This window comes from Pseudomonas sp. dw_358 (assembly GCF_018449655.1).
Taxonomy (GTDB): domain Bacteria; phylum Pseudomonadota; class Gammaproteobacteria; order Pseudomonadales; family Pseudomonadaceae; genus Aquipseudomonas.
In genome coordinates, this window is record NZ_JAAVUX010000011.1 from 16,097 (window position 1) to 32,951 (window position 16,855).

Genomic DNA, 16,855 nt, shown 5'->3' on the forward strand with positions numbered 1-16,855 from the left:
TTAGACTCTTGTACCCCTAAATTTGACGGAGCTTGAGCTTCGTCATTTTGCTTTTCTTGCAAGACAATAGCGTCGCAAGACAACAGTGGAGCTAGTAGATGGCAACTATCAACCAGCTGGTACGTCAGCCGCGCAAGCGTATCGTCGAGAAATCCGACGTACCTGCGCTGCAGAACTGCCCGCAACGTCGTGGCGTGTGCACCCGTGTGTACACCACCACGCCGAAAAAACCTAACTCGGCACTGCGTAAAGTATGCCGTGTGCGCCTGACCAACGGTTTCGAGGTTTCCTCGTACATCGGTGGTGAAGGTCACAACCTGCAAGAACACAGCGTGGTCCTGATCCGCGGCGGTCGTGTAAAAGACTTGCCAGGTGTTCGCTACCACACCGTTCGCGGCTCCCTGGATACCTCCGGCGTCAAAGGTCGTAACCAAGGTCGTTCGAAATACGGTACCAAGCGTCCGAAGAAGTAATGGTCGCTCGCGACAAACAGCAATTTTCTATTTTTCTGAGTCGATAAGAGTAAGGTCGGGCGCCCGTCCACAGGGCAGGTTGTTCCGAGCTAACCTGAAGACCGTTTGAGGGCTTATCCATGCCAAGAAGACGCGTAGCAGCCAAGCGCGAAGTGCTTGACGATCCAAAATACGGCAGCCAGATCCTGGCCAAGTTCATGAACCACGTGATGGAAAGCGGCAAGAAAGCCGTTGCCGAACGTATCGTTTATGGCGCGCTGGAGAAGGTTAAAGAACGCAAGAACAGCGACCCCCTGGAAATCTTCGAGAAAGCTCTCGACGCCATCGCTCCGCTGGTCGAAGTGAAGTCGCGCCGTGTAGGCGGTGCTACTTACCAGGTTCCGGTTGAAGTTCGTCCGTCTCGTCGTAACGCCCTGGCCATGCGCTGGCTGGTAGACTTCGCCCGCAAGCGCGGCGAGAAGTCCATGGCCCTGCGCCTGGCTGGCGAGCTGTTGGATGCTGCCGAAGGCAAAGGTGCTGCAGTTAAGAAGCGCGAAGACGTTCACCGTATGGCCGAAGCCAACAAAGCGTTCTCGCACTACCGCTTCTAAATCCAGCGTCATCAACTTTGCGAGGGCTTTATGGCTCGTACAACCGATATCAAGCGCTACCGTAACATCGGTATCGTGGCTCACGTGGACGCGGGTAAAACCACGACCACCGAGCGCGTCCTGTTTTACACGGGCGTAAACCACAAAATGGGCGAGGTGCATGATGGCGCCGCGACCATGGACTGGATGGTGCAGGAGCAGGAGCGGGGTATTACCATTACCTCCGCTGCGACGACCGCTTTCTGGGAAGGCTCCACCAAGCAGTTTCCGAAGCATCGCTTCAACATCATCGATACCCCCGGTCACGTTGACTTCACCATCGAAGTAGAGCGCTCGCTGCGCGTACTCGATGGCGCGGTCGTTGTGTTCTGCGGTACTTCGGGCGTTGAGCCGCAATCGGAAACCGTATGGCGTCAAGCCAACAAGTACGGCGTTCCACGTCTTGTTTACGTCAACAAGATGGACCGTGCCGGTGCCAACTTCCTGCGCGTGATTGGGCAGATCAAGCAGCGCCTGGGTCACACCCCGGTGCCGATTCAACTGGCCATCGGTGCAGAAGACCACTTCGAAGGTCAGATCGACCTGCTGACCATGGAAGCTGTTCGTTGGGACGAAAGCGACAAGGGTACTACCCCTGTCCGCGGTCCGATCCCTGCCGACATGCAGGAATTGGCTGAAGAGTGGCGCAACAACATGGTCGAGGCTGCGGCCGAAGCCACTGAAGAGCTGATGAACAAGTACCTCGAAGGTGAGGAACTGACCGTCGAGGAAATCAAGGGCGCTCTGCGTCAGCGGACCATCGCTGGCGAAATCGTTCTGGCTGTTTGCGGCTCTTCGTTCAAGAATAAGGGCGTTCCCCTGGTTCTTGATGCCGTCATCGACTTCCTGCCTGCACCTGTGGACATTCCGGCCATCAAGGGTTCCGACCCGGATGACGAAGAAGTCGCCATGGAGCGTCATGCAGACGACACCGAGCCGTTCTCGGCTCTGGCGTTCAAGATCGCGACTGACCCCTTCGTGGGTACCTTGACGTTTGCACGCGTTTACTCGGGCAAACTGGAGTCTGGAACCACCGTTCTGAACTCGGTAAAAGGCAAGAAAGAGCGCGTTGGTCGTATGGTGCAAATGCACGCCAACAGCCGCGAAGAGATCAAAGAAGTACTGGCAGGTGACATCGCGGCCTTGATCGGCATGAAAGATGTGACCACTGGCGACACCCTGTGCTCGCTGGAAAAGCCGATCATCCTGGTCCGTATGGACTTCCCGGAGCCGGTTATTTCGGTTGCCGTTGAGCCCAAGACCAAGGACGACCAGGAAAAAATGGGTATCGCTCTGGGCAAACTTGCTCAGGAAGACCCATCTTTCCGCGTCAAGACTGATGAGGAGACGGGTCAAACCATCATCTCCGGCATGGGCGAATTGCACCTGGACATCCTGGTAGACCGGATGCGCCGTGAGTTCAACGTCGAAGCCAACATCGGTAAACCACAGGTTTCCTACCGTGAGAAAATCACCAAGGCCTGTGAGATCGAAGGCAAGTTCGTTCGCCAATCCGGCGGTCGTGGCCAGTTCGGCCATTGCTGGATCCGTTTTGCACCGGCTGACGAAGGTCAGGAAGGTCTGCAATTCGTGAACGAAGTGGTAGGTGGTGTGGTTCCGAAGGAATACATCCCGGCCATCCAGAAGGGTATCGAGGAGCAGATGAAGAACGGCGTTGTTGCCGGCTATCCGCTGATCGGCCTGAAGGCAACCGTGTTCGATGGTTCTTACCACGACGTCGACTCCAACGAGATGGCGTTCAAGGTGGCAGCCTCCATGGCGACCAAGCAACTGGCCTCCAAAGGTGGCGGTGTTGTACTTGAGCCGATCATGAAGGTTGAAGTTGTAACACCTGAGGACTACATGGGTGACGTGATGGGTGACTTGAACCGTCGTCGTGGTCTGATCCAGGGTATGGAAGACACTGTCTCCGGCAAGGTAATCCGTGCCGAAGTACCGTTGGGCGAGATGTTCGGTTATGCGACCGACGTTCGTTCCATGTCCCAGGGTCGCGCGAGCTACTCTATGGAATTCTCCAAATACTCCGAAGCTCCGGCGAACATCGTCGAAGCTATCGTTAAAAAACAAGGCTGATTCAGCCCCTTTAGGCTAGGAGTTAATTGTCGTGGCTAAAGAAAAATTTGATCGTTCCCTTCCGCACGTCAACGTTGGCACCATCGGTCACGTTGACCACGGTAAAACCACGCTGACCGCTGCTCTGACCCGCGTCTGCTCCGAAATCTTCGGTTCGGCCCGTGTTGACTTCGACAAGATCGACAGCGCGCCAGAAGAAAAAGCTCGTGGTATCACCATCAACACCGCGCACGTTGAATACAACTCGCTGATCCGTCACTACGCTCACGTTGACTGCCCAGGTCACGCTGACTATGTGAAGAACATGATCACCGGTGCTGCCCAGATGGACGGCGCGATCCTGGTTTGCTCGGCCGCTGATGGTCCGATGCCACAAACTCGTGAGCACATCCTGCTGTCCCGCCAGGTAGGTGTTCCGTACATCGTGGTCTTCCTGAACAAGGCTGACCTGGTAGACGACGCCGAGCTGCTGGAACTGGTAGAAATGGAAGTCCGCGACCTGCTGACTACCTATGACTTCCCGGGCGACGACACTCCAATCATCATCGGCTCCGCTCGTATGGCGCTGGATGGTCTGGACGACAACGAAATGGGCACTACCGCTGTCAAGAAGCTGGTAGAGACTCTGGACAGCTACATTCCAGACCCGGTTCGCGTTATCGACAAGCCGTTCCTGATGCCAATCGAAGACGTCTTCTCGATCTCGGGTCGCGGTACTGTTGTGACCGGTCGTATCGAGCGCGGTATCGTAAAAGTCCAGGACCCTCTGGAAATCGTTGGTCTGCGTGACACCACCGTCACCACCTGCACCGGCGTTGAAATGTTCCGCAAACTGCTCGACGAAGGTCGTGCTGGCGAGAACTGCGGCGTGCTGCTGCGTGGCACCAAGCGTGACGACGTTGAGCGTGGCCAGGTTCTGGTCAAGCCAGGTTCGGTCAAGCCGCACACTACCTTCGAAGCCGAAGTGTACGTGTTGAGCAAAGAAGAAGGCGGTCGCCACACTCCGTTCTTCAAAGGCTACCGTCCACAGTTCTACTTCCGGACCACTGACGTGACCGGTAACTGCGAACTGCCGGAAGGCGTTGAAATGGTTATGCCAGGCGACAACATCAAAATGGTTGTTACCCTGATCAAAACCATCGCAATGGAAGACGGTCTGCGTTTCGCCATTCGTGAAGGCGGTCGTACCGTCGGCGCTGGCGTCGTAGCCAAAATCATCGCCTAAGTCTCTTTCCGAGATCGCGTCGATGCTTTGAAAAGCCCCCGCTCAGCGGGGGCTTTTTTATTGGGTTGACACCCCAAGGGCGCGTCTATAGAATTGCGCCTCCTTTAATCGGGCGTATTGCGCTCGGTGGGAATAGCAGCCGGAGTCTGAAATCCAATGCAAAATCAGCAAATCCGTATCAGGTTGAAGGCTTTTGACCATCGCCTGATCGACCAATCCACCCAGGAAATCGTGGAAACCGCGAAACGTACTGGTGCTCAAGTGCGTGGTCCAATTCCACTGCCTACCCGTAAAGAGCGGTTCACCGTTCTGGTCTCCCCGCACGTCAACAAAGACGCGCGTGACCAGTACGAGATCCGTACTCATAAGCGTGTTCTGGACATCGTCCAGCCAACGGACAAAACCGTTGACGCGCTGATGAAGCTTGATCTGGCGGCCGGTGTGGAAGTACAGATCAGCCTCGGCTAAGACTCGGGTCTTAGTCGTGTAACGCTCTGAAATGGGCGGCCATAGCGGGTGAAAGCCCCGTACACTCATGAGGTTACAACATGACTATTGGTGTAGTCGGTCGTAAATGCGGTATGACCCGCATTTTTACCGAAGAAGGTGTCTCCATTCCGGTTACGGTCATTGAGATCGAGCCGAATCGCGTCACCCAGTTCAAAACTGAAGAAACCGATGGCTATCGCGCAGTGCAAGTCACTGTCGGTGAGCGTCGTGCTTCGCGTGTGACTGCTGCGCAAGCAGGTCACTTCGCTAAAGCGAACGTTGCAGCAGGCCGTGGCGTCTGGGAATTCCGTCTTGAAGAAGGCGAATACCAGGCTGGCGACTTGATCAACGCTGAACTCTTCGCTGCAGGCCAGCTGGTAGACGTTACCGGTCAGTCCAAGGGTAAAGGCTTTGCCGGTACCATCAAGCGTTGGAATTTCCGCGGTCAAGACAACACCCACGGTAACTCGGTATCCCACCGTGTGCCTGGCTCCATCGGCCAGTGCCAGACTCCTGGTCGTGTTTTCAAGGGCAAGAAAATGTCCGGTCACATGGGCGCCGAGCGCGTGACCGTTCAGTCCCTGGAAGTTGTGCGCGTCGACGCAGAACGCAATCTGCTGCTCGTCAAGGGTGCTGTTCCTGGCGCTACTGGCGGCAACCTGGTTGTGCGTCCGGCAGCCAAGGCTCGCGGTTAAGGGGAAGCTGAAATGCAATTAAATGTTAATGACGCTCAGGCGATCGAAGTTTCCGAACTGACCTTCGGCGGCGAATTCAACGAGACGCTGGTGCACCAGGCAGTCGTGGCCTACATGGCCGGCGGTCGTCAAGGCAGCAAGCAGCAGAAGACCCGTTCCGACGTACGCGGTGGCGGCAAGCGCCCATGGCGTCAAAAGGGTACTGGCCGCGCTCGTGCCGGTACTATCCGTAGCCCAATCTGGCGTGGCGGCGGTACCACTTTCGCAGCTCGTCCTCAGGACCACACGCAAAAGCTCAACAAGAAGATGTATCGCGCAGCACTGCGCTCCATCCTTGCCGAGCTGGTACGTACCGACCGTCTGGTTGTGGTTCAGGATTTCGCTGTTGATGCACCGAAAACCAAAGACCTGCTGAGCAAGCTGAATGGCATGGGTCTGACCGACGTTCTGATCGTGTCCGACGCTGTCGACCAGAATCTGTACCTGGCTGCTCGCAACCTGCCGCACGTTGATGTACGTGACGTACAGGGTTCCGATCCAGTTAGTCTGATCGCATACGACAAGGTGTTGATCACCGTGTCGGCCGTGAAGAAATTCGAGGAGCTGCTGGGATGAACCAGGAACGCGTATTTAAAGTTCTGCTTGGCCCGCACGTTTCCGAAAAGGCTACGGTTCTGGCTGACAAGAAAGGCCAGTTCGTTTTCAAGGTTGCCACTGACGCAACCAAGCTGGAAATCAAGAAGGCCGTCGAAAGCCTGTTCAGCGTGAAAGTAGAGCGCGTCACTACCCTGAACGTTCTGGGTAAAAGCAAGCGCACTGCTCGCGGTCTGGGCAAGCGTAATGACTGGAAGAAGGCAGTTATCTCCCTTCAACCAGGCCAAGATCTCGATTTCAGCAGCAGTGCTGAGTAAGGAAGGGGTGCATCATGGCAATCGTTAAATGCAAACCGACTTCCCCTGGCCGCCGTTTCGTGGTCAAGGTGGTCAACCAGGAGCTCCACAAGGGCGCTCCTCACGCACCGCTGCTCGAGAAAAAATCGAAGACTGGTGGTCGTAACAACAATGGCCGTATTACCACTCGTCACATCGGTGGTGGTCACAAGCAGCATTACCGTCTGGTCGATTTCCGTCGCAACGACAAGGATGGCATCGCTGCCACCGTCGAGCGTATCGAATACGATCCAAACCGTACTGCTCACATCGCACTGCTGCTGTACGCAGACGGCGAACGCCGCTACATCATCGCCCCTAAAGGCGTGAGCGCTGGCGACCAGCTGATTTCGGGTGCGCTTGCCCCGATCAAGCCAGGTAACTCGCTGCAACTGCGTAACATCCCAGTGGGTAGCACGATTCATGGTGTCGAACTGAAGCCTGGTAAAGGTGCTCAGATCGCTCGTTCGGCAGGTGCTTCGGCCCAGCTGATCGCCCGTGAAGGTGTTTATGTAACTCTGCGTCTGCGCTCCGGCGAGATGCGCAAAGTACTGGCTGAATGCCGTGCAACGTTGGGCGAAGTCTCGAACTCCGAGCACAGCCTGCGTTCGCTGGGTAAAGCTGGTGCCAAGCGCTGGCGTGGCGTTCGCCCAACCGTTCGTGGTGTTGCCATGAACCCGGTTGACCACCCACATGGTGGTGGTGAAGGTCGTACCTCCGGTGGTCGTCATCCGGTATCGCCATGGGGCTTCCCGACTAAGGGCGCGAAGACTCGTGGTAATAAGCGTACCGACAACATGATCGTCCGTCGTCGCAACAAGTAAATAGAGGGATACGACAGTGCCACGTTCTCTGAAAAAAGGTCCTTTTATTGATCTTCACCTACTGAAGAAGATCGAAGTGGCGGCGGAAAAGAACGATCGCAAACCGGTGAAAACCTGGTCGCGTCGTTCGATGATCCTGCCACAAATGGTCGGTTTGACCATCGCGGTACACAACGGTCGTCAACACGTCCCCGTTCTCGTGAACGAAGACATGGTCGGCCATAAACTGGGCGAGTTCGCCGGTACCCGCACTTATCGTGGGCACGTGGCTGACAAGAAAGCCAAGCGTTAAGGGGTTAGGAAATGGAAGTAGCCGCTAAGTTGTCGGGCGCTCGAATCTCCGCCCAGAAAGCCCGCTTGGTCGCCGACCAGATCCGCGGGAAGAAGGTGGGCGAAGCGCTCAACCTGTTGGCTTTTAGCAGTAAAAAAGCCGCTGAAATCATCAAGAAAGTGCTGGAGTCGGCCGTAGCCAACGCCGAGCACAACGAAGGCGCTGACGTGGATGACCTCAAAGTCTCCACCGTTTTCGTCAACGAAGGGCGTTCGCTGAAGCGCATCATGCCTCGTGCCAAAGGCCGGGCTGATCGCATCGTCAAGCGGTCTTGCCATATCACTGTCAAGGTTGCTGACAAGTAACGGAGTCGATCAGATGGGTCAGAAAGTACATCCCATTGGCATTCGCCTGGGAATCGTCAAGGAGCACACCTCCGTCTGGTACGCAGACGGTCGGACTTATGCGGACTACTTGTTCGCAGATCTGAAGGTGCGTGAATACCTCCAAGACAAACTAAAAAGCGCGTCCGTAAGCCGTATCGATATCCATCGTCCGGCTCAGACTGCACGGATCACCATCCACACCGCTCGTCCAGGTATCGTTATCGGGAAGAAAGGTGAAGATGTTGAGAAACTGCGTCAGGACCTGACCAAGCAAATGGGTGTGCCTGTGCACATCAATATCGAAGAGATCCGCAAGCCGGAGCTCGACGGTATGCTGGTTGCGCAGAGCGTAGCTCAGCAGCTGGAGCGCCGCGTCATGTTCCGTCGCGCTATGAAGCGCGCTGTACAGAACGCCATGCGCATTGGTGCCAAAGGCATCAAAATCCAAGTGAGCGGTCGTCTGGGCGGTGCTGAAATCGCACGGACTGAATGGTATCGCGAAGGTCGTGTGCCTCTGCACACCCTGCGTGCCGACATTGACTATGCCACCTACGAAGCTCACACCACTTATGGTGTGATCGGTGTCAAGGTTTGGATCTTCAAAGGCGAAGTAATTGGTGGTCGCCAGGAAGAACTGAAACCTCAAGCACCAGCGCCTCGTAAAAAAGCTGCTAAATAAGGGGTACGCCAAATGTTGCAACCAAAGCGTACGAAGTTCCGCAAGCAGATGACTGGCCACAACCGTGGCTTGGCACTGCGCGGTAGCAAAGTCAGCTTCGGCGAGTTCGCCCTGAAAGCTGTCGCCCGCGGTCGTCTCACCGCCCGCCAGATCGAGTCGGCACGTCGTGCTCTGACCCGTCACGTCAAACGTGGCGGCAAGATCTGGATCCGTGTATTCCCGGACAAGCCGGTCACCAAGAAGCCTCTCGAAGTGCGGATGGGTAAAGGTAAAGGTTCCGTAGAGTACTGGGTTGCCCAGATTCAGCCAGGCAAAGTCCTGTATGAAATCGAGGGTGTTACTGAAGAGATGGCGCGCGAGGCTTTCGCCTTGGCAGCTGCGAAGCTGCCTCTCGCCACCTCCTTTGTTAAGCGGACGGTGATGTGATGAAAGCGAACGAACTTCGTGAAAAATCAGCACAGCAACTGAACGAGCAACTGCTCGGCTTGCTGCGCGACCAGTTCAATCTGCGTATGCAGAAAGCAACTGGCCAGTTGGGGCAGTCTCACCTGCTCTCGCAAGTGAAGCGCGACATCGCTCGCGTGAAAACTGTGCTCAACCAGCAGGCAGGTAAGTAATCATGGCTGAAGCCGAAAAAACCGTCCGTACGCTGACTGGCCGTGTCGTCAGCGACAAGATGGACAAAACCATCACCGTGTTGATCGAGCGTCGCGTAAAGCACCCGATCTACGGTAAATACGTCAAGCGTTCGACTAAGCTGCACGCACACGACGAAACCAATCAGTGCAAAACCGGCGACAAGGTTTCCATTCGCGAAACCCGTCCGCTGGCCAAGACCAAGTCCTGGGCCCTGGTTGAAGTTCTCGAACGCGCTGTTGAAGTCTAAGGGCTAAGGGTCGGAGAAATTTTATGATTCAGACTCAATCCATGCTCGATGTGGCCGATAACAGCGGCGCTCGTCGCGTCATGTGCATCAAGGTACTGGGCGGTTCGCACCGCCGGTACGCTGGCATCGGTGACATCATCAAGGTGACCGTGAAGGAAGCAATTCCTCGCGGCAAAGTGAAGAAAGGCCAAGTGATGACTGCTGTTGTAGTCCGCACTCGCCACGGTGTTCGTCGTGCAGACGGCTCCATCATCCGCTTTGACGGCAACGCTGCTGTTCTGTTGAACAACAAGCAAGAGCCGATCGGCACCCGTATCTTTGGGCCAGTGACCCGTGAGCTTCGTACTGAGAAGTTCATGAAGATCGTCTCGCTCGCCCCAGAAGTGCTGTAAGGAGATCCGACATGCAAAAGATTCGTCGTGACGACGAGATCATCGTGATCGCCGGCAAAGACAAAGGCAAGCGCGGTAAGGTGCTCAAGGTTCTCGCTGATGACCGTCTGGTCGTGGGTGGGATCAACCTGGTGAAGCGTCATACCAAGCCTAACCCGATGTCGGGCGTACAGGGCGGTATCGTCGAGAAAGAAGCGCCATTGCACGCTTCCAACGTCGCCATTTTCAACGGCGCAACCAACAAGGCAGACCGCGTTGGTTTCAAAGTTGAAGACGGCAAAAAAATTCGTGTCTTCAAGTCGACCCAAAAAGCGGTTGATGCTTGAACACTGCTAGGTAGAAGACCATGGCACGACTCAAAGAGATTTACCGGAAGGAAATCGCTCCTAAGCTTGTAGAAGAACTCAAGCTGAAGAACGTGATGGAAGTTCCGCGCGTTACCAAAATCACCCTGAACATGGGTGTTGGCGAAGCCATCGGCGACAAAAAAGTCATCGAACACGCTGTTGCCGACCTCGAGAAAATCACCGGCCAAAAAGCCGTTGTGACCTTCGCTCGTAAATCCATCGCGGGCTTCAAAGTCCGTGAGGGCTGGCCGATCGGTGTCAAGGTGACCCTGCGTCGCGATCGTATGTATGAATTCCTGGACCGCCTGCTGGCGATCTCCCTGCCTCGGGTTCGCGACTTCCGCGGCCTGAATGCCAAGTCCTTCGACGGTCGTGGCAACTACAGCATGGGCGTGAAAGAGCAGATCATTTTCCCGGAAATTGATTACGACAAGATCGATGCCCTGCGCGGTCTGGACATTACCCTGACCACCACTGCTCGTTCGGATGATGAAGGTCGCGCCTTGCTGCGTGCTTTCAAATTCCCGTTCCGCAACTGATTGGAGTAGGAAAATGGCCAAGAAGAGCATGAAAAACCGTGAGCTGAAGCGTCAGCTGACGGTCGCCAAGTACGCCAAGAAGCGTGCAGAGCTGAAAGCGATCATCGTGAATCTGAACGCAAGTGAAGAAGACCGTTGGAATGCTTCGGTAGCCCTGCAGAAGCAGCCACGTGACGCCAGCGCTTCGCGCATGCGTAACCGCTGCCGCCTGACCGGTCGTCCGCACGGTGTATACCGCAAGTTCGGCCTGGGCCGTAACATGCTGCGTCAAGCCGCCATGCGCGGTGACGTGCCAGGTCTGGTCAAGGCCAGTTGGTAAGTCGTACCGTCGAGTCCCGGTGATCGGGAGAGCAATCAACCGACCGCCGGTACCTTGCGAATGAATCAAGCCCCTCATGGGGCTTGATTCATTTCTGGGGTGAGTCTAGAATTGCCGGCTCGCCAGAGCCCGGGTTTTTGGACCGGTTTTACTGTCTCGGCGACGTTGTAGCCGTAAAGGCTAATAATTTTTGTATCAGGAGCGTCAAGCCCATGAGTATGCAGGACCCGTTAGCGGACATGCTAACTCGAATCCGTAATGCCCAGATGGCTGAAAAGTCCGTCGTAAGCATGCCGTCTTCCACGTTGAAGGTAGCTGTGGCCAAAGTTCTGAAGGACGAAGGCTATATCGCGGGTTTTCAGGTAAGCAGCGAAACCAAACCGTCGCTTTCCATCGAGCTCAAGTACTTCGAAGGCCGTCCGGTCATCGAAGAAGTCAAACGCGTAAGTCGTCCAGGCCTGCGTCAGTACAAATCCGTTGATGATCTGCCGAAAGTTCGTGGCGGTCTCGGCGTATCCATCGTCTCCACCAACAAAGGTGTGATGACGGATCGTGCTGCGCGCGCTGCCGGTGTCGGCGGCGAAGTTCTTTGCACAGTGTTCTAAGGGGGGATAAGCATGTCTCGCGTCGCTAAGAACCCCGTAAAGCTGCCAGCAGGTGTCGAAGTCAAATTCGTCGGCCAGCAGCTTTCGGTGAAGGGTGCCAAGGGCACTCTTGAACTGAATGTACACTCGTCCGTTGAAGTCGTTGAAGAAGCTGGCGAGCTGCGTTTCGCTGCTCGCAATGGCGATCAGCAGACTCGTGCAATGGCCGGTACCACCCGTGCTTTGGTCAACAACATGGTCCAGGGCGTAAGCCAAGGCTTCGAGCGCAAGCTCCAGCTGGTCGGTGTTGGTTACAAAGCACAAGCTAAAGGCACAGTGCTGAACCTGGCGCTTGGCTTCTCGCACCCGGTGGACTATGAACTGCCGGAAGGCATCACCGCTGAGACTCCTAGCCAGACCGATATCCTGATCAAGGGCATCGACAAGCAGCTGGTGGGTCAAGTGGCCGCTGAAATCCGCGATTTCCGTCCGCCAGAGCCTTACAAAGGCAAAGGTGTACGTTACGCAGACGAAGTCGTCCGCCGTAAAGAAGCCAAGAAGAAGTAGGGCATAGCAAATGACCGACAAAAAAGTTACTCGCCTGCGTCGCGCTCGCAAGGCACGCTTGAAAATGCACGAGCTCGAAGTCGTGCGTCTCTGCGTGTTCCGCTCGTCGCAGCACATCTATGCCCAGGTCATCTCGGCCGACGGCAGCAAAGTCCTGGCAAGCGCCTCGACTTTGGACAAAGAACTGCGTGATGGCGCCACTGGCAACATCGACGCGGCCACTAAGGTTGGCCAGCTGGTCGCCTCGCGTGCGAAAGCCGCAGGTGTCTCGCAGGTGGCTTTCGACCGCTCTGGCTTCAAGTACCACGGTCGCGTGAAAGCGCTGGCTGATGCTGCTCGTGAAGCGGGGCTGGAGTTCTAAGTTATGTCAAATAACGACCAAAAGCGCGACGAAGGCTACATCGAGAAGCTGGTTCAAGTGAACCGCGTTGCCAAGACCGTAAAAGGCGGCCGTATCTTCACTTTCACCGCGTTGACCGTGGTAGGTGATGGCAAGGGTCGCGTGGGTTTCGGCCGTGGCAAGTCTCGTGAAGTGCCAGCCGCCATCCAGAAGGCGATGGAAGCTGCTCGTCGCAACATGATTCAAGTGGACCTGAACGGTACCACCCTGCAGTACGCCATGAAGTCCGCCCACGGCGCCTCCAAGGTCTACATGCAGCCAGCCTCCGAAGGTACCGGCATCATCGCTGGTGGCGCAATGCGTGCCGTCCTGGAAGTCGCTGGTGTTCAGAACGTTCTGGCCAAGTGCTACGGCTCGACTAACCCTGTGAACGTGGTACACGCCACGTTCAAAGGTCTGAAGTCGATGCAGTCCCCGTCGTCCATTGCTGCCAAGCGCGGCAAAAACGTTGAGGAGATCATCTGATCATGGCTACCGTAAAAGTAACGCTGATCAAAAGCATGACCGGCCGCATCCCTAACCACAAACTGTGCGTTAAGGGTCTGGGTCTGCGTCGCATCGGTCACACTGTAGAAGTCCAGGATACTCCCGAGAATCGCGGGATGATCAACAAGGCTTACTACATGCTGCGAGTCGAGGGTTAATCGATGAAACTCAATGATCTGAGTCCAGCGCCGGGTTCCCGTCGCGAAAAGCATCGTCCGGGCCGTGGTATCGGTAGTGGCTTGGGCAAGACCGGTGGCCGTGGCCACAAAGGTCAGTCCTCACGCTCCGGTGGCACCATTGCTCCAGGCTTTGAAGGCGGTCAACAGCCGCTGCATCGCCGTTTGCCAAAGTTTGGCTTCGTTTCGCTGAAAGCCATGGACCGCGCAGAAGTGCGTCTGTCCGAGCTGGCCAAGGTTGAAGGCGACGTCATCACTGTGCAATCGCTCAAGGATGCGAACGTGATCAACCAAAACGTTCAGCGTGTGAAAATCATGCTGTCCGGTGAGGTGGCTCGCGCTTTCACCTTCAAAGGTATCGCCGTCACCAAAGGTGCACGTGCGGCTATCGAAGCAGCTGGCGGCAAGTTCGAGGAATAAATGGCTAAGCAAGGTGCTCTCTCAGCGCTCAGCAAAGGCGGGTTGTCCGAGCTCTGGGCTCGTCTGCGATTTCTGTTCATGGCGATTGTCGTCTATCGAATAGGCGCACACATCCCAGTTCCAGGTATCAACCCGGACCGGCTGGCGGATCTGTTCAAACAGAATGAGGGGACCATTCTTAGCTTGTTCAACATGTTTTCCGGCGGTGCGCTGGAGCGGATGAGCATTTTTGCGCTGGGGATCATGCCGTACATTTCGGCATCGATCATCATGCAACTGATGTCCGCTGTAGCGCCGCAGTTGGAGCAGTTGAAGAAGGAAGGTGAAGCTGGCCGTCGCAAGATAAGCCAGTACACCCGCTATGGCACTGTAGTCCTGGCATTGGTACAAGCGATCGGCATGTCGATCGGTCTGGCCAACCAGGGCGTTTCGTTTTCTGCAGGCATCAGCTTCTATCTGCTCGCCGTATCGACTTTTGTGGCCGGTGCGATGTTCATGATGTGGTTGGGTGAGCAGATCACCGAGCGCGGTGTTGGCAACGGTATCTCGATGTTGATTTTTTCGGGTATCGTCGCCGGTCTTCCGAGAGCAGTAGGGCAGTCTTTCGAGTCTGCGCGTCAGGGCGATATCAACATCTTCGCGTTGGTTGCGATCGGTTTGCTGGCAGTAGCGATCATCGGTTTCGTGGTGTTCATCGAGCGTGGTCAGCGGCGCATTGCCGTTCACTATGCCAAGCGTCAGCAAGGCCGCAAGGTTTTCGCTGCGCAGACGAGCCACTTGCCGCTGAAGGTGAACATGGCCGGTGTGATTCCAGCCATTTTCGCGAGCAGCATCCTGTTGTTCCCGGCTTCCTTGGGGCAATGGTTCGGTCAGTCCCCAGGTATGGGCTGGCTGCAGGATCTCTCTCAGTCGATCGCTCCGGGTCAGCCGTTGAATATTCTGCTGTTTAGTGCAGGGATTATTTTCTTCTGCTTCTTCTATACGGCGTTGATGTTCAATCCGAAAGACGTAGCGGAAAACCTGAAGAAGTCCGGTGCCTTTATTCCGGGCATCCGTCCAGGTGAGCAATCGGCGCGCTACATTGATGGCGTTTTGACTCGCTTGACCATGTTCGGTGCTCTCTACATGATGTGCGTCTGTCTGCTTCCCCAGTTCCTGGTGGTGGCCGCAAACGTTCCGTTTTACCTTGGCGGGACCTCGTTGCTGATCGTTGTGGTGGTTGTGATGGACTTCATGTCCCAAGTACAATCGCACCTCGTTTCGCACCAGTACGAATCCCTGATGAAGAAAGCTAACCTGAAGGGCTATGGCGGCAGCAACAACGGTCTGCTCCGCTGAAGCACCCCCTAAGGTTCGAGGAGTTTGGTGATGAAAGTTCGTGCATCGGTCAAAAAACTGTGCCGCAACTGCAAGATTATCCGCCGCGAAGGTGTTGTTCGCGTCATTTGCAGCGCGGAACCTCGTCACAAGCAGCGCCAAGGCTGATTGTGATTTGTGCTTCAAACCCAGCAGCTAGTGCGCTGCTGGGTTGATTATTTGTTTCTACAGCGATATTATCTCGCGCCCTATTTCTTGGCTTCCGGGGCGTAGGTAGCTGTCAATTGGAGTCCCACTGAATGGCCCGTATTGCAGGCGTTAACATTCCAGATAACAAGCATACTGTTATCTCGCTGACCTACATCTATGGTGTCGGTCGCACCACTGCGCAGAACATTTGCGCAGTTACCGGGGTCAACCCGGCCGCAAAGATCAAGGATCTGAGCGACGAGCAGATTGAATTGCTGCGTGGCGAAGTTGCCAAGTTCAACGTTGAAGGCGACTTGCGTCGCGAAATCAACATGAAAATCAAACGCTTGATGGATCTGGGCTGCTACCGCGGTCTTCGTCATCGTCGTGGTCTGCCGGTTCGCGGTCAACGCACCAAGACCAACGCGCGTACCCGTAAAGGCCCGCGTAAGCCGATCCGCAAGTAATCGCACCAGCGAATCGACAGGAATCTAGTCATGGCAAAACCTGCTGCTCGTCCTCGTAAGAAAGTCAAAAAGACAGTGGTTGATGGCATCGCCCACATCCACGCGTCTTTCAACAACACCATCGTGACCATCACCGACCGTCAAGGTAACGCCCTGTCCTGGGCTACCTCCGGTGGGTCGGGTTTCCGCGGTTCACGCAAGTCCACCCCGTTCGCTGCTCAAGTAGCTGCCGAACGTGCTGGTCAAGCTGCGCTGGAATATGGCCTGAAAAACCTCGACGTCAACGTCAAAGGTCCAGGTCCAGGTCGTGAGTCCGCTGTCCGTGCTTTGAACGGCTGCGGCTATAAGATCGCCAGCATCACCGACGTGACGCCAATCCCGCATAACGGGTGCCGTCCGCCGAAGAAGCGCCGCGTGTAATCAGGAGACGATAGATAATGGCTCGTTACATTGGTCCAAAATGCAAACTGGCGCGTCGTGAAGGCACTGACCTGTTCCTGAAAAGCGGCGTTCGCGCCCTGGAATCGAAGTGCAACATCGAAGCAGCCCCAGGTATCCACGGTCAGCGCCGCGGTCGCCAGTCCGACTACGGCACCCAACTGCGTGAAAAGCAGAAGGTCCGTCGTATCTATGGCGTTCTCGAGCGTCAGTTCAGCGGTTACTACAAGGAAGCAGCCGGCAAGAAAGGCGCAACCGGCGAGAACCTGCTGCAGCTGCTCGAATGCCGTCTGGACAACGTTGTATACCGTATGGGTTTCGGCTCCACGCGTGCTGAATCCCGTCAGCTGGTATCGCACAAGTCGATCAGCGTCAACGGCAAAACCGTTAACGTTCCGTCCTACCAGGTTCGTGCTGGTGACGTGGTCGCGATTCGCGAGAAAGCCAAGAACCAACTTCGCATTGTCCAGGCTCTCGATCTGTGTGCCCAACGTGGCCGCGTAGAATGGGTAGAAGTAGACACTGAGAAGAAGTCGGGCGTTTTCAAGAACGTTCCAGCTCGCAGTGATCTGTCCGCCGACATCAACGAAAGCCTGATTGTCGAGCTCTACTCCAAGTAAGGGCTAGAAAATAG

At 55.8% G+C, this 16,855-nt stretch carries 30 protein-coding genes; all 30 read left to right on the forward strand.

All coding sequences use genetic code 11. The features are described from left to right. Positions 1-98: 98 nt before the first annotated feature. The 30 genes from rpsL (at position 99) to rpsD (ending at position 16,841) form a co-directional block, all read left to right on the forward strand. Complete coding sequence (rpsL, locus tag HB675_RS16575; protein ID WP_213879453.1) at positions 99-473, forward strand: 30S ribosomal protein S12; 375 nt, start codon at positions 99-101, stop codon at positions 471-473. Between the two features lie 119 nt (positions 474-592). After that, positions 593-1,063 (forward strand): 30S ribosomal protein S7, encoded by a 471-nt coding sequence (gene rpsG, locus HB675_RS16580; protein ID WP_002555493.1) that lies wholly within the window; start codon positions 593-595, stop codon positions 1,061-1,063. Positions 1,064-1,093: 30 nt separating this feature from the next. Next, the gene (gene fusA, locus HB675_RS16585) at positions 1,094-3,196 is read left to right on the forward strand and encodes an elongation factor G (RefSeq protein ID WP_213879455.1); all 2,103 of its coding nucleotides are present in this window, start codon (positions 1,094-1,096) and stop codon (positions 3,194-3,196) included. A 31-nt stretch (positions 3,197-3,227) separates the two neighbouring features. Beyond that, positions 3,228-4,421 carry an elongation factor Tu gene (gene tuf, locus HB675_RS16590; protein ID WP_213879457.1) on the forward strand — a complete coding sequence of 398 codons (1,194 nt, stop codon included), beginning with the start codon at positions 3,228-3,230 and terminating at the stop codon, positions 4,419-4,421. Between the two features lie 156 nt (positions 4,422-4,577). Then, positions 4,578-4,889: a 30S ribosomal protein S10 gene (gene rpsJ / locus HB675_RS16595; protein WP_003186070.1), complete on the forward strand. Its 312-nt coding sequence runs from the start codon at positions 4,578-4,580 to the stop codon at positions 4,887-4,889. 80 nt (positions 4,890-4,969) lie between these two features. Beyond that, positions 4,970-5,605, forward strand: a complete 636-nt coding sequence (gene rplC / locus HB675_RS16600) for a 50S ribosomal protein L3 (protein WP_213879459.1) — start codon at positions 4,970-4,972, stop codon at positions 5,603-5,605. A 12-nt stretch (positions 5,606-5,617) separates the two neighbouring features. Continuing rightward, positions 5,618-6,220, forward strand: coding sequence for a 50S ribosomal protein L4 (rplD, locus tag HB675_RS16605; protein ID WP_213879461.1), 603 nt, complete (start codon positions 5,618-5,620; stop codon positions 6,218-6,220). Next, the gene (gene rplW / locus HB675_RS16610) at positions 6,217-6,516 is read left to right on the forward strand and encodes a 50S ribosomal protein L23 (protein ID WP_002555488.1); all 300 of its coding nucleotides are present in this window, start codon (positions 6,217-6,219) and stop codon (positions 6,514-6,516) included. Before rplD ends, rplW begins: the two co-directional genes overlap by 4 nt. A 14-nt stretch (positions 6,517-6,530) precedes the next feature. Beyond that, positions 6,531-7,358 (forward strand): 50S ribosomal protein L2, encoded by an 828-nt coding sequence (rplB, locus tag HB675_RS16615; protein ID WP_213879463.1) that lies wholly within the window; start codon positions 6,531-6,533, stop codon positions 7,356-7,358. A gap of 16 nt (positions 7,359-7,374) precedes the next feature. Continuing rightward, the gene (rpsS, locus tag HB675_RS16620) at positions 7,375-7,650 is read left to right on the forward strand and encodes a 30S ribosomal protein S19 (protein ID WP_002555486.1); all 276 of its coding nucleotides are present in this window, start codon (positions 7,375-7,377) and stop codon (positions 7,648-7,650) included. 11 nt (positions 7,651-7,661) lie between these two features. After that, on the forward strand, positions 7,662-7,994 hold the full coding sequence (rplV, locus tag HB675_RS16625) for a 50S ribosomal protein L22 (protein WP_003210077.1): 333 nt from the start codon (positions 7,662-7,664) through the stop codon (positions 7,992-7,994). Positions 7,995-8,007: 13 nt separating this feature from the next. After that, positions 8,008-8,694 (forward strand): 30S ribosomal protein S3, encoded by a 687-nt coding sequence (gene rpsC / locus HB675_RS16630; protein WP_027982006.1) that lies wholly within the window; start codon positions 8,008-8,010, stop codon positions 8,692-8,694. Positions 8,695-8,706: 12 nt separating this feature from the next. Further along, positions 8,707-9,120: a 50S ribosomal protein L16 gene (rplP, locus tag HB675_RS16635; RefSeq protein WP_213879465.1), complete on the forward strand. Its 414-nt coding sequence runs from the start codon at positions 8,707-8,709 to the stop codon at positions 9,118-9,120. Then, complete coding sequence (gene rpmC / locus HB675_RS16640; RefSeq protein ID WP_002555481.1) at positions 9,120-9,311, forward strand: 50S ribosomal protein L29; 192 nt, start codon at positions 9,120-9,122, stop codon at positions 9,309-9,311. The genes rplP and rpmC overlap by 1 nt, the downstream gene beginning before the upstream one ends. Before the next feature lie 2 nt (positions 9,312-9,313). After that, on the forward strand, positions 9,314-9,580 hold the full coding sequence (rpsQ, locus tag HB675_RS16645) for a 30S ribosomal protein S17 (protein WP_213879467.1): 267 nt from the start codon (positions 9,314-9,316) through the stop codon (positions 9,578-9,580). 23 nt (positions 9,581-9,603) lie between these two features. After that, positions 9,604-9,972 (forward strand): 50S ribosomal protein L14, encoded by a 369-nt coding sequence (gene rplN / locus HB675_RS16650; protein ID WP_002555479.1) that lies wholly within the window; start codon positions 9,604-9,606, stop codon positions 9,970-9,972. Between the two features lie 11 nt (positions 9,973-9,983). Continuing rightward, entirely contained in the window at positions 9,984-10,298 is a 315-nt protein-coding gene (gene rplX / locus HB675_RS16655) for a 50S ribosomal protein L24 (protein WP_002555478.1), read from the forward strand. Positions 10,299-10,318: 20 nt separating this feature from the next. Then, positions 10,319-10,858, forward strand: a complete 540-nt coding sequence (gene rplE, locus HB675_RS16660) for a 50S ribosomal protein L5 (RefSeq protein ID WP_213879469.1) — start codon at positions 10,319-10,321, stop codon at positions 10,856-10,858. Between the two features lie 13 nt (positions 10,859-10,871). Beyond that, on the forward strand, positions 10,872-11,177 hold the full coding sequence (gene rpsN, locus HB675_RS16665) for a 30S ribosomal protein S14 (RefSeq protein ID WP_213879471.1): 306 nt from the start codon (positions 10,872-10,874) through the stop codon (positions 11,175-11,177). 212 nt (positions 11,178-11,389) lie between these two features. Beyond that, a complete protein-coding gene (gene rpsH / locus HB675_RS16670) occupies positions 11,390-11,782 on the forward strand; it encodes a 30S ribosomal protein S8 (protein WP_213879473.1) in 393 nt (130 codons plus the stop codon). A gap of 12 nt (positions 11,783-11,794) precedes the next feature. Further along, positions 11,795-12,328: a 50S ribosomal protein L6 gene (rplF, locus tag HB675_RS16675; RefSeq protein ID WP_043861928.1), complete on the forward strand. Its 534-nt coding sequence runs from the start codon at positions 11,795-11,797 to the stop codon at positions 12,326-12,328. Between the two features lie 10 nt (positions 12,329-12,338). Further along, the gene (gene rplR / locus HB675_RS16680) at positions 12,339-12,689 is read left to right on the forward strand and encodes a 50S ribosomal protein L18 (RefSeq protein WP_008374147.1); all 351 of its coding nucleotides are present in this window, start codon (positions 12,339-12,341) and stop codon (positions 12,687-12,689) included. A gap of 3 nt (positions 12,690-12,692) precedes the next feature. Next, entirely contained in the window at positions 12,693-13,193 is a 501-nt protein-coding gene (gene rpsE / locus HB675_RS16685) for a 30S ribosomal protein S5 (protein WP_213879475.1), read from the forward strand. Positions 13,194-13,195: 2 nt separating this feature from the next. Beyond that, positions 13,196-13,372: a 50S ribosomal protein L30 gene (gene rpmD, locus HB675_RS16690; protein WP_003176408.1), complete on the forward strand. Its 177-nt coding sequence runs from the start codon at positions 13,196-13,198 to the stop codon at positions 13,370-13,372. Positions 13,373-13,375: 3 nt separating this feature from the next. Beyond that, positions 13,376-13,810: a 50S ribosomal protein L15 gene (gene rplO / locus HB675_RS16695; RefSeq protein ID WP_213879477.1), complete on the forward strand. Its 435-nt coding sequence runs from the start codon at positions 13,376-13,378 to the stop codon at positions 13,808-13,810. Continuing rightward, the gene (gene secY, locus HB675_RS16700) at positions 13,811-15,148 is read left to right on the forward strand and encodes a preprotein translocase subunit SecY (protein WP_213879479.1); all 1,338 of its coding nucleotides are present in this window, start codon (positions 13,811-13,813) and stop codon (positions 15,146-15,148) included. Between the two features lie 30 nt (positions 15,149-15,178). Beyond that, entirely contained in the window at positions 15,179-15,295 is a 117-nt protein-coding gene (rpmJ, locus tag HB675_RS16705; RefSeq protein ID WP_002555468.1) for a 50S ribosomal protein L36, read from the forward strand. Between the two features lie 131 nt (positions 15,296-15,426). Then, a complete protein-coding gene (gene rpsM, locus HB675_RS16710; protein WP_213879481.1) occupies positions 15,427-15,783 on the forward strand; it encodes a 30S ribosomal protein S13 in 357 nt (118 codons plus the stop codon). 30 nt (positions 15,784-15,813) lie between these two features. Beyond that, positions 15,814-16,203: a 30S ribosomal protein S11 gene (gene rpsK / locus HB675_RS16715; protein ID WP_002555466.1), complete on the forward strand. Its 390-nt coding sequence runs from the start codon at positions 15,814-15,816 to the stop codon at positions 16,201-16,203. Positions 16,204-16,220: 17 nt separating this feature from the next. Beyond that, entirely contained in the window at positions 16,221-16,841 is a 621-nt protein-coding gene (gene rpsD / locus HB675_RS16720) for a 30S ribosomal protein S4 (protein WP_213879483.1), read from the forward strand. Positions 16,842-16,855 lie beyond the last annotated feature (14 nt).

Bases quoted from the DNA above. Each gene is read 5' to 3' on its own strand.
- rpsJ (WP_003186070.1), top strand. From the start codon at position 4,578: ATGCAAAATCAGCAAATCCGTATCAGGTTGAAGGCTTTTGACCATCGC.
- rplC (WP_213879459.1), top strand. From the start codon at position 4,970: ATGACTATTGGTGTAGTCGGTCGTAAATGCGGTATGACCCGCATTTTT.
- rpsG (WP_002555493.1), top strand. From the start codon at position 593: ATGCCAAGAAGACGCGTAGCAGCCAAGCGCGAAGTGCTTGACGATCCA.
- rpmC (WP_002555481.1), top strand. From the start codon at position 9,120: ATGAAAGCGAACGAACTTCGTGAAAAATCAGCACAGCAACTGAACGAG.
- rpsD (WP_213879483.1), top strand. From the start codon at position 16,221: ATGGCTCGTTACATTGGTCCAAAATGCAAACTGGCGCGTCGTGAAGGC.
- fusA (WP_213879455.1), top strand. From the start codon at position 1,094: ATGGCTCGTACAACCGATATCAAGCGCTACCGTAACATCGGTATCGTG.
- rpsH (WP_213879473.1), top strand. From the start codon at position 11,390: ATGAGTATGCAGGACCCGTTAGCGGACATGCTAACTCGAATCCGTAAT.
- rpsC (WP_027982006.1), top strand. From the start codon at position 8,008: ATGGGTCAGAAAGTACATCCCATTGGCATTCGCCTGGGAATCGTCAAG.
- rplX (WP_002555478.1), top strand. From the start codon at position 9,984: ATGCAAAAGATTCGTCGTGACGACGAGATCATCGTGATCGCCGGCAAA.
- rpsL (WP_213879453.1), top strand. From the start codon at position 99: ATGGCAACTATCAACCAGCTGGTACGTCAGCCGCGCAAGCGTATCGTC.
- rplR (WP_008374147.1), top strand. From the start codon at position 12,339: ATGACCGACAAAAAAGTTACTCGCCTGCGTCGCGCTCGCAAGGCACGC.
- rplE (WP_213879469.1), top strand. From the start codon at position 10,319: ATGGCACGACTCAAAGAGATTTACCGGAAGGAAATCGCTCCTAAGCTT.
- rplP (WP_213879465.1), top strand. From the start codon at position 8,707: ATGTTGCAACCAAAGCGTACGAAGTTCCGCAAGCAGATGACTGGCCAC.
- rplD (WP_213879461.1), top strand. From the start codon at position 5,618: ATGCAATTAAATGTTAATGACGCTCAGGCGATCGAAGTTTCCGAACTG.
- rplB (WP_213879463.1), top strand. From the start codon at position 6,531: ATGGCAATCGTTAAATGCAAACCGACTTCCCCTGGCCGCCGTTTCGTG.
- rpsQ (WP_213879467.1), top strand. From the start codon at position 9,314: ATGGCTGAAGCCGAAAAAACCGTCCGTACGCTGACTGGCCGTGTCGTC.
- rplW (WP_002555488.1), top strand. From the start codon at position 6,217: ATGAACCAGGAACGCGTATTTAAAGTTCTGCTTGGCCCGCACGTTTCC.
- rpmJ (WP_002555468.1), top strand. From the start codon at position 15,179: ATGAAAGTTCGTGCATCGGTCAAAAAACTGTGCCGCAACTGCAAGATT.
- rpsM (WP_213879481.1), top strand. From the start codon at position 15,427: ATGGCCCGTATTGCAGGCGTTAACATTCCAGATAACAAGCATACTGTT.
- rplN (WP_002555479.1), top strand. From the start codon at position 9,604: ATGATTCAGACTCAATCCATGCTCGATGTGGCCGATAACAGCGGCGCT.
- rpsK (WP_002555466.1), top strand. From the start codon at position 15,814: ATGGCAAAACCTGCTGCTCGTCCTCGTAAGAAAGTCAAAAAGACAGTG.
- rpsN (WP_213879471.1), top strand. From the start codon at position 10,872: ATGGCCAAGAAGAGCATGAAAAACCGTGAGCTGAAGCGTCAGCTGACG.
- rplO (WP_213879477.1), top strand. From the start codon at position 13,376: ATGAAACTCAATGATCTGAGTCCAGCGCCGGGTTCCCGTCGCGAAAAG.
- rpsE (WP_213879475.1), top strand. From the start codon at position 12,693: ATGTCAAATAACGACCAAAAGCGCGACGAAGGCTACATCGAGAAGCTG.
- secY (WP_213879479.1), top strand. From the start codon at position 13,811: ATGGCTAAGCAAGGTGCTCTCTCAGCGCTCAGCAAAGGCGGGTTGTCC.
- rplF (WP_043861928.1), top strand. From the start codon at position 11,795: ATGTCTCGCGTCGCTAAGAACCCCGTAAAGCTGCCAGCAGGTGTCGAA.
- rplV (WP_003210077.1), top strand. From the start codon at position 7,662: ATGGAAGTAGCCGCTAAGTTGTCGGGCGCTCGAATCTCCGCCCAGAAA.
- rpmD (WP_003176408.1), top strand. From the start codon at position 13,196: ATGGCTACCGTAAAAGTAACGCTGATCAAAAGCATGACCGGCCGCATC.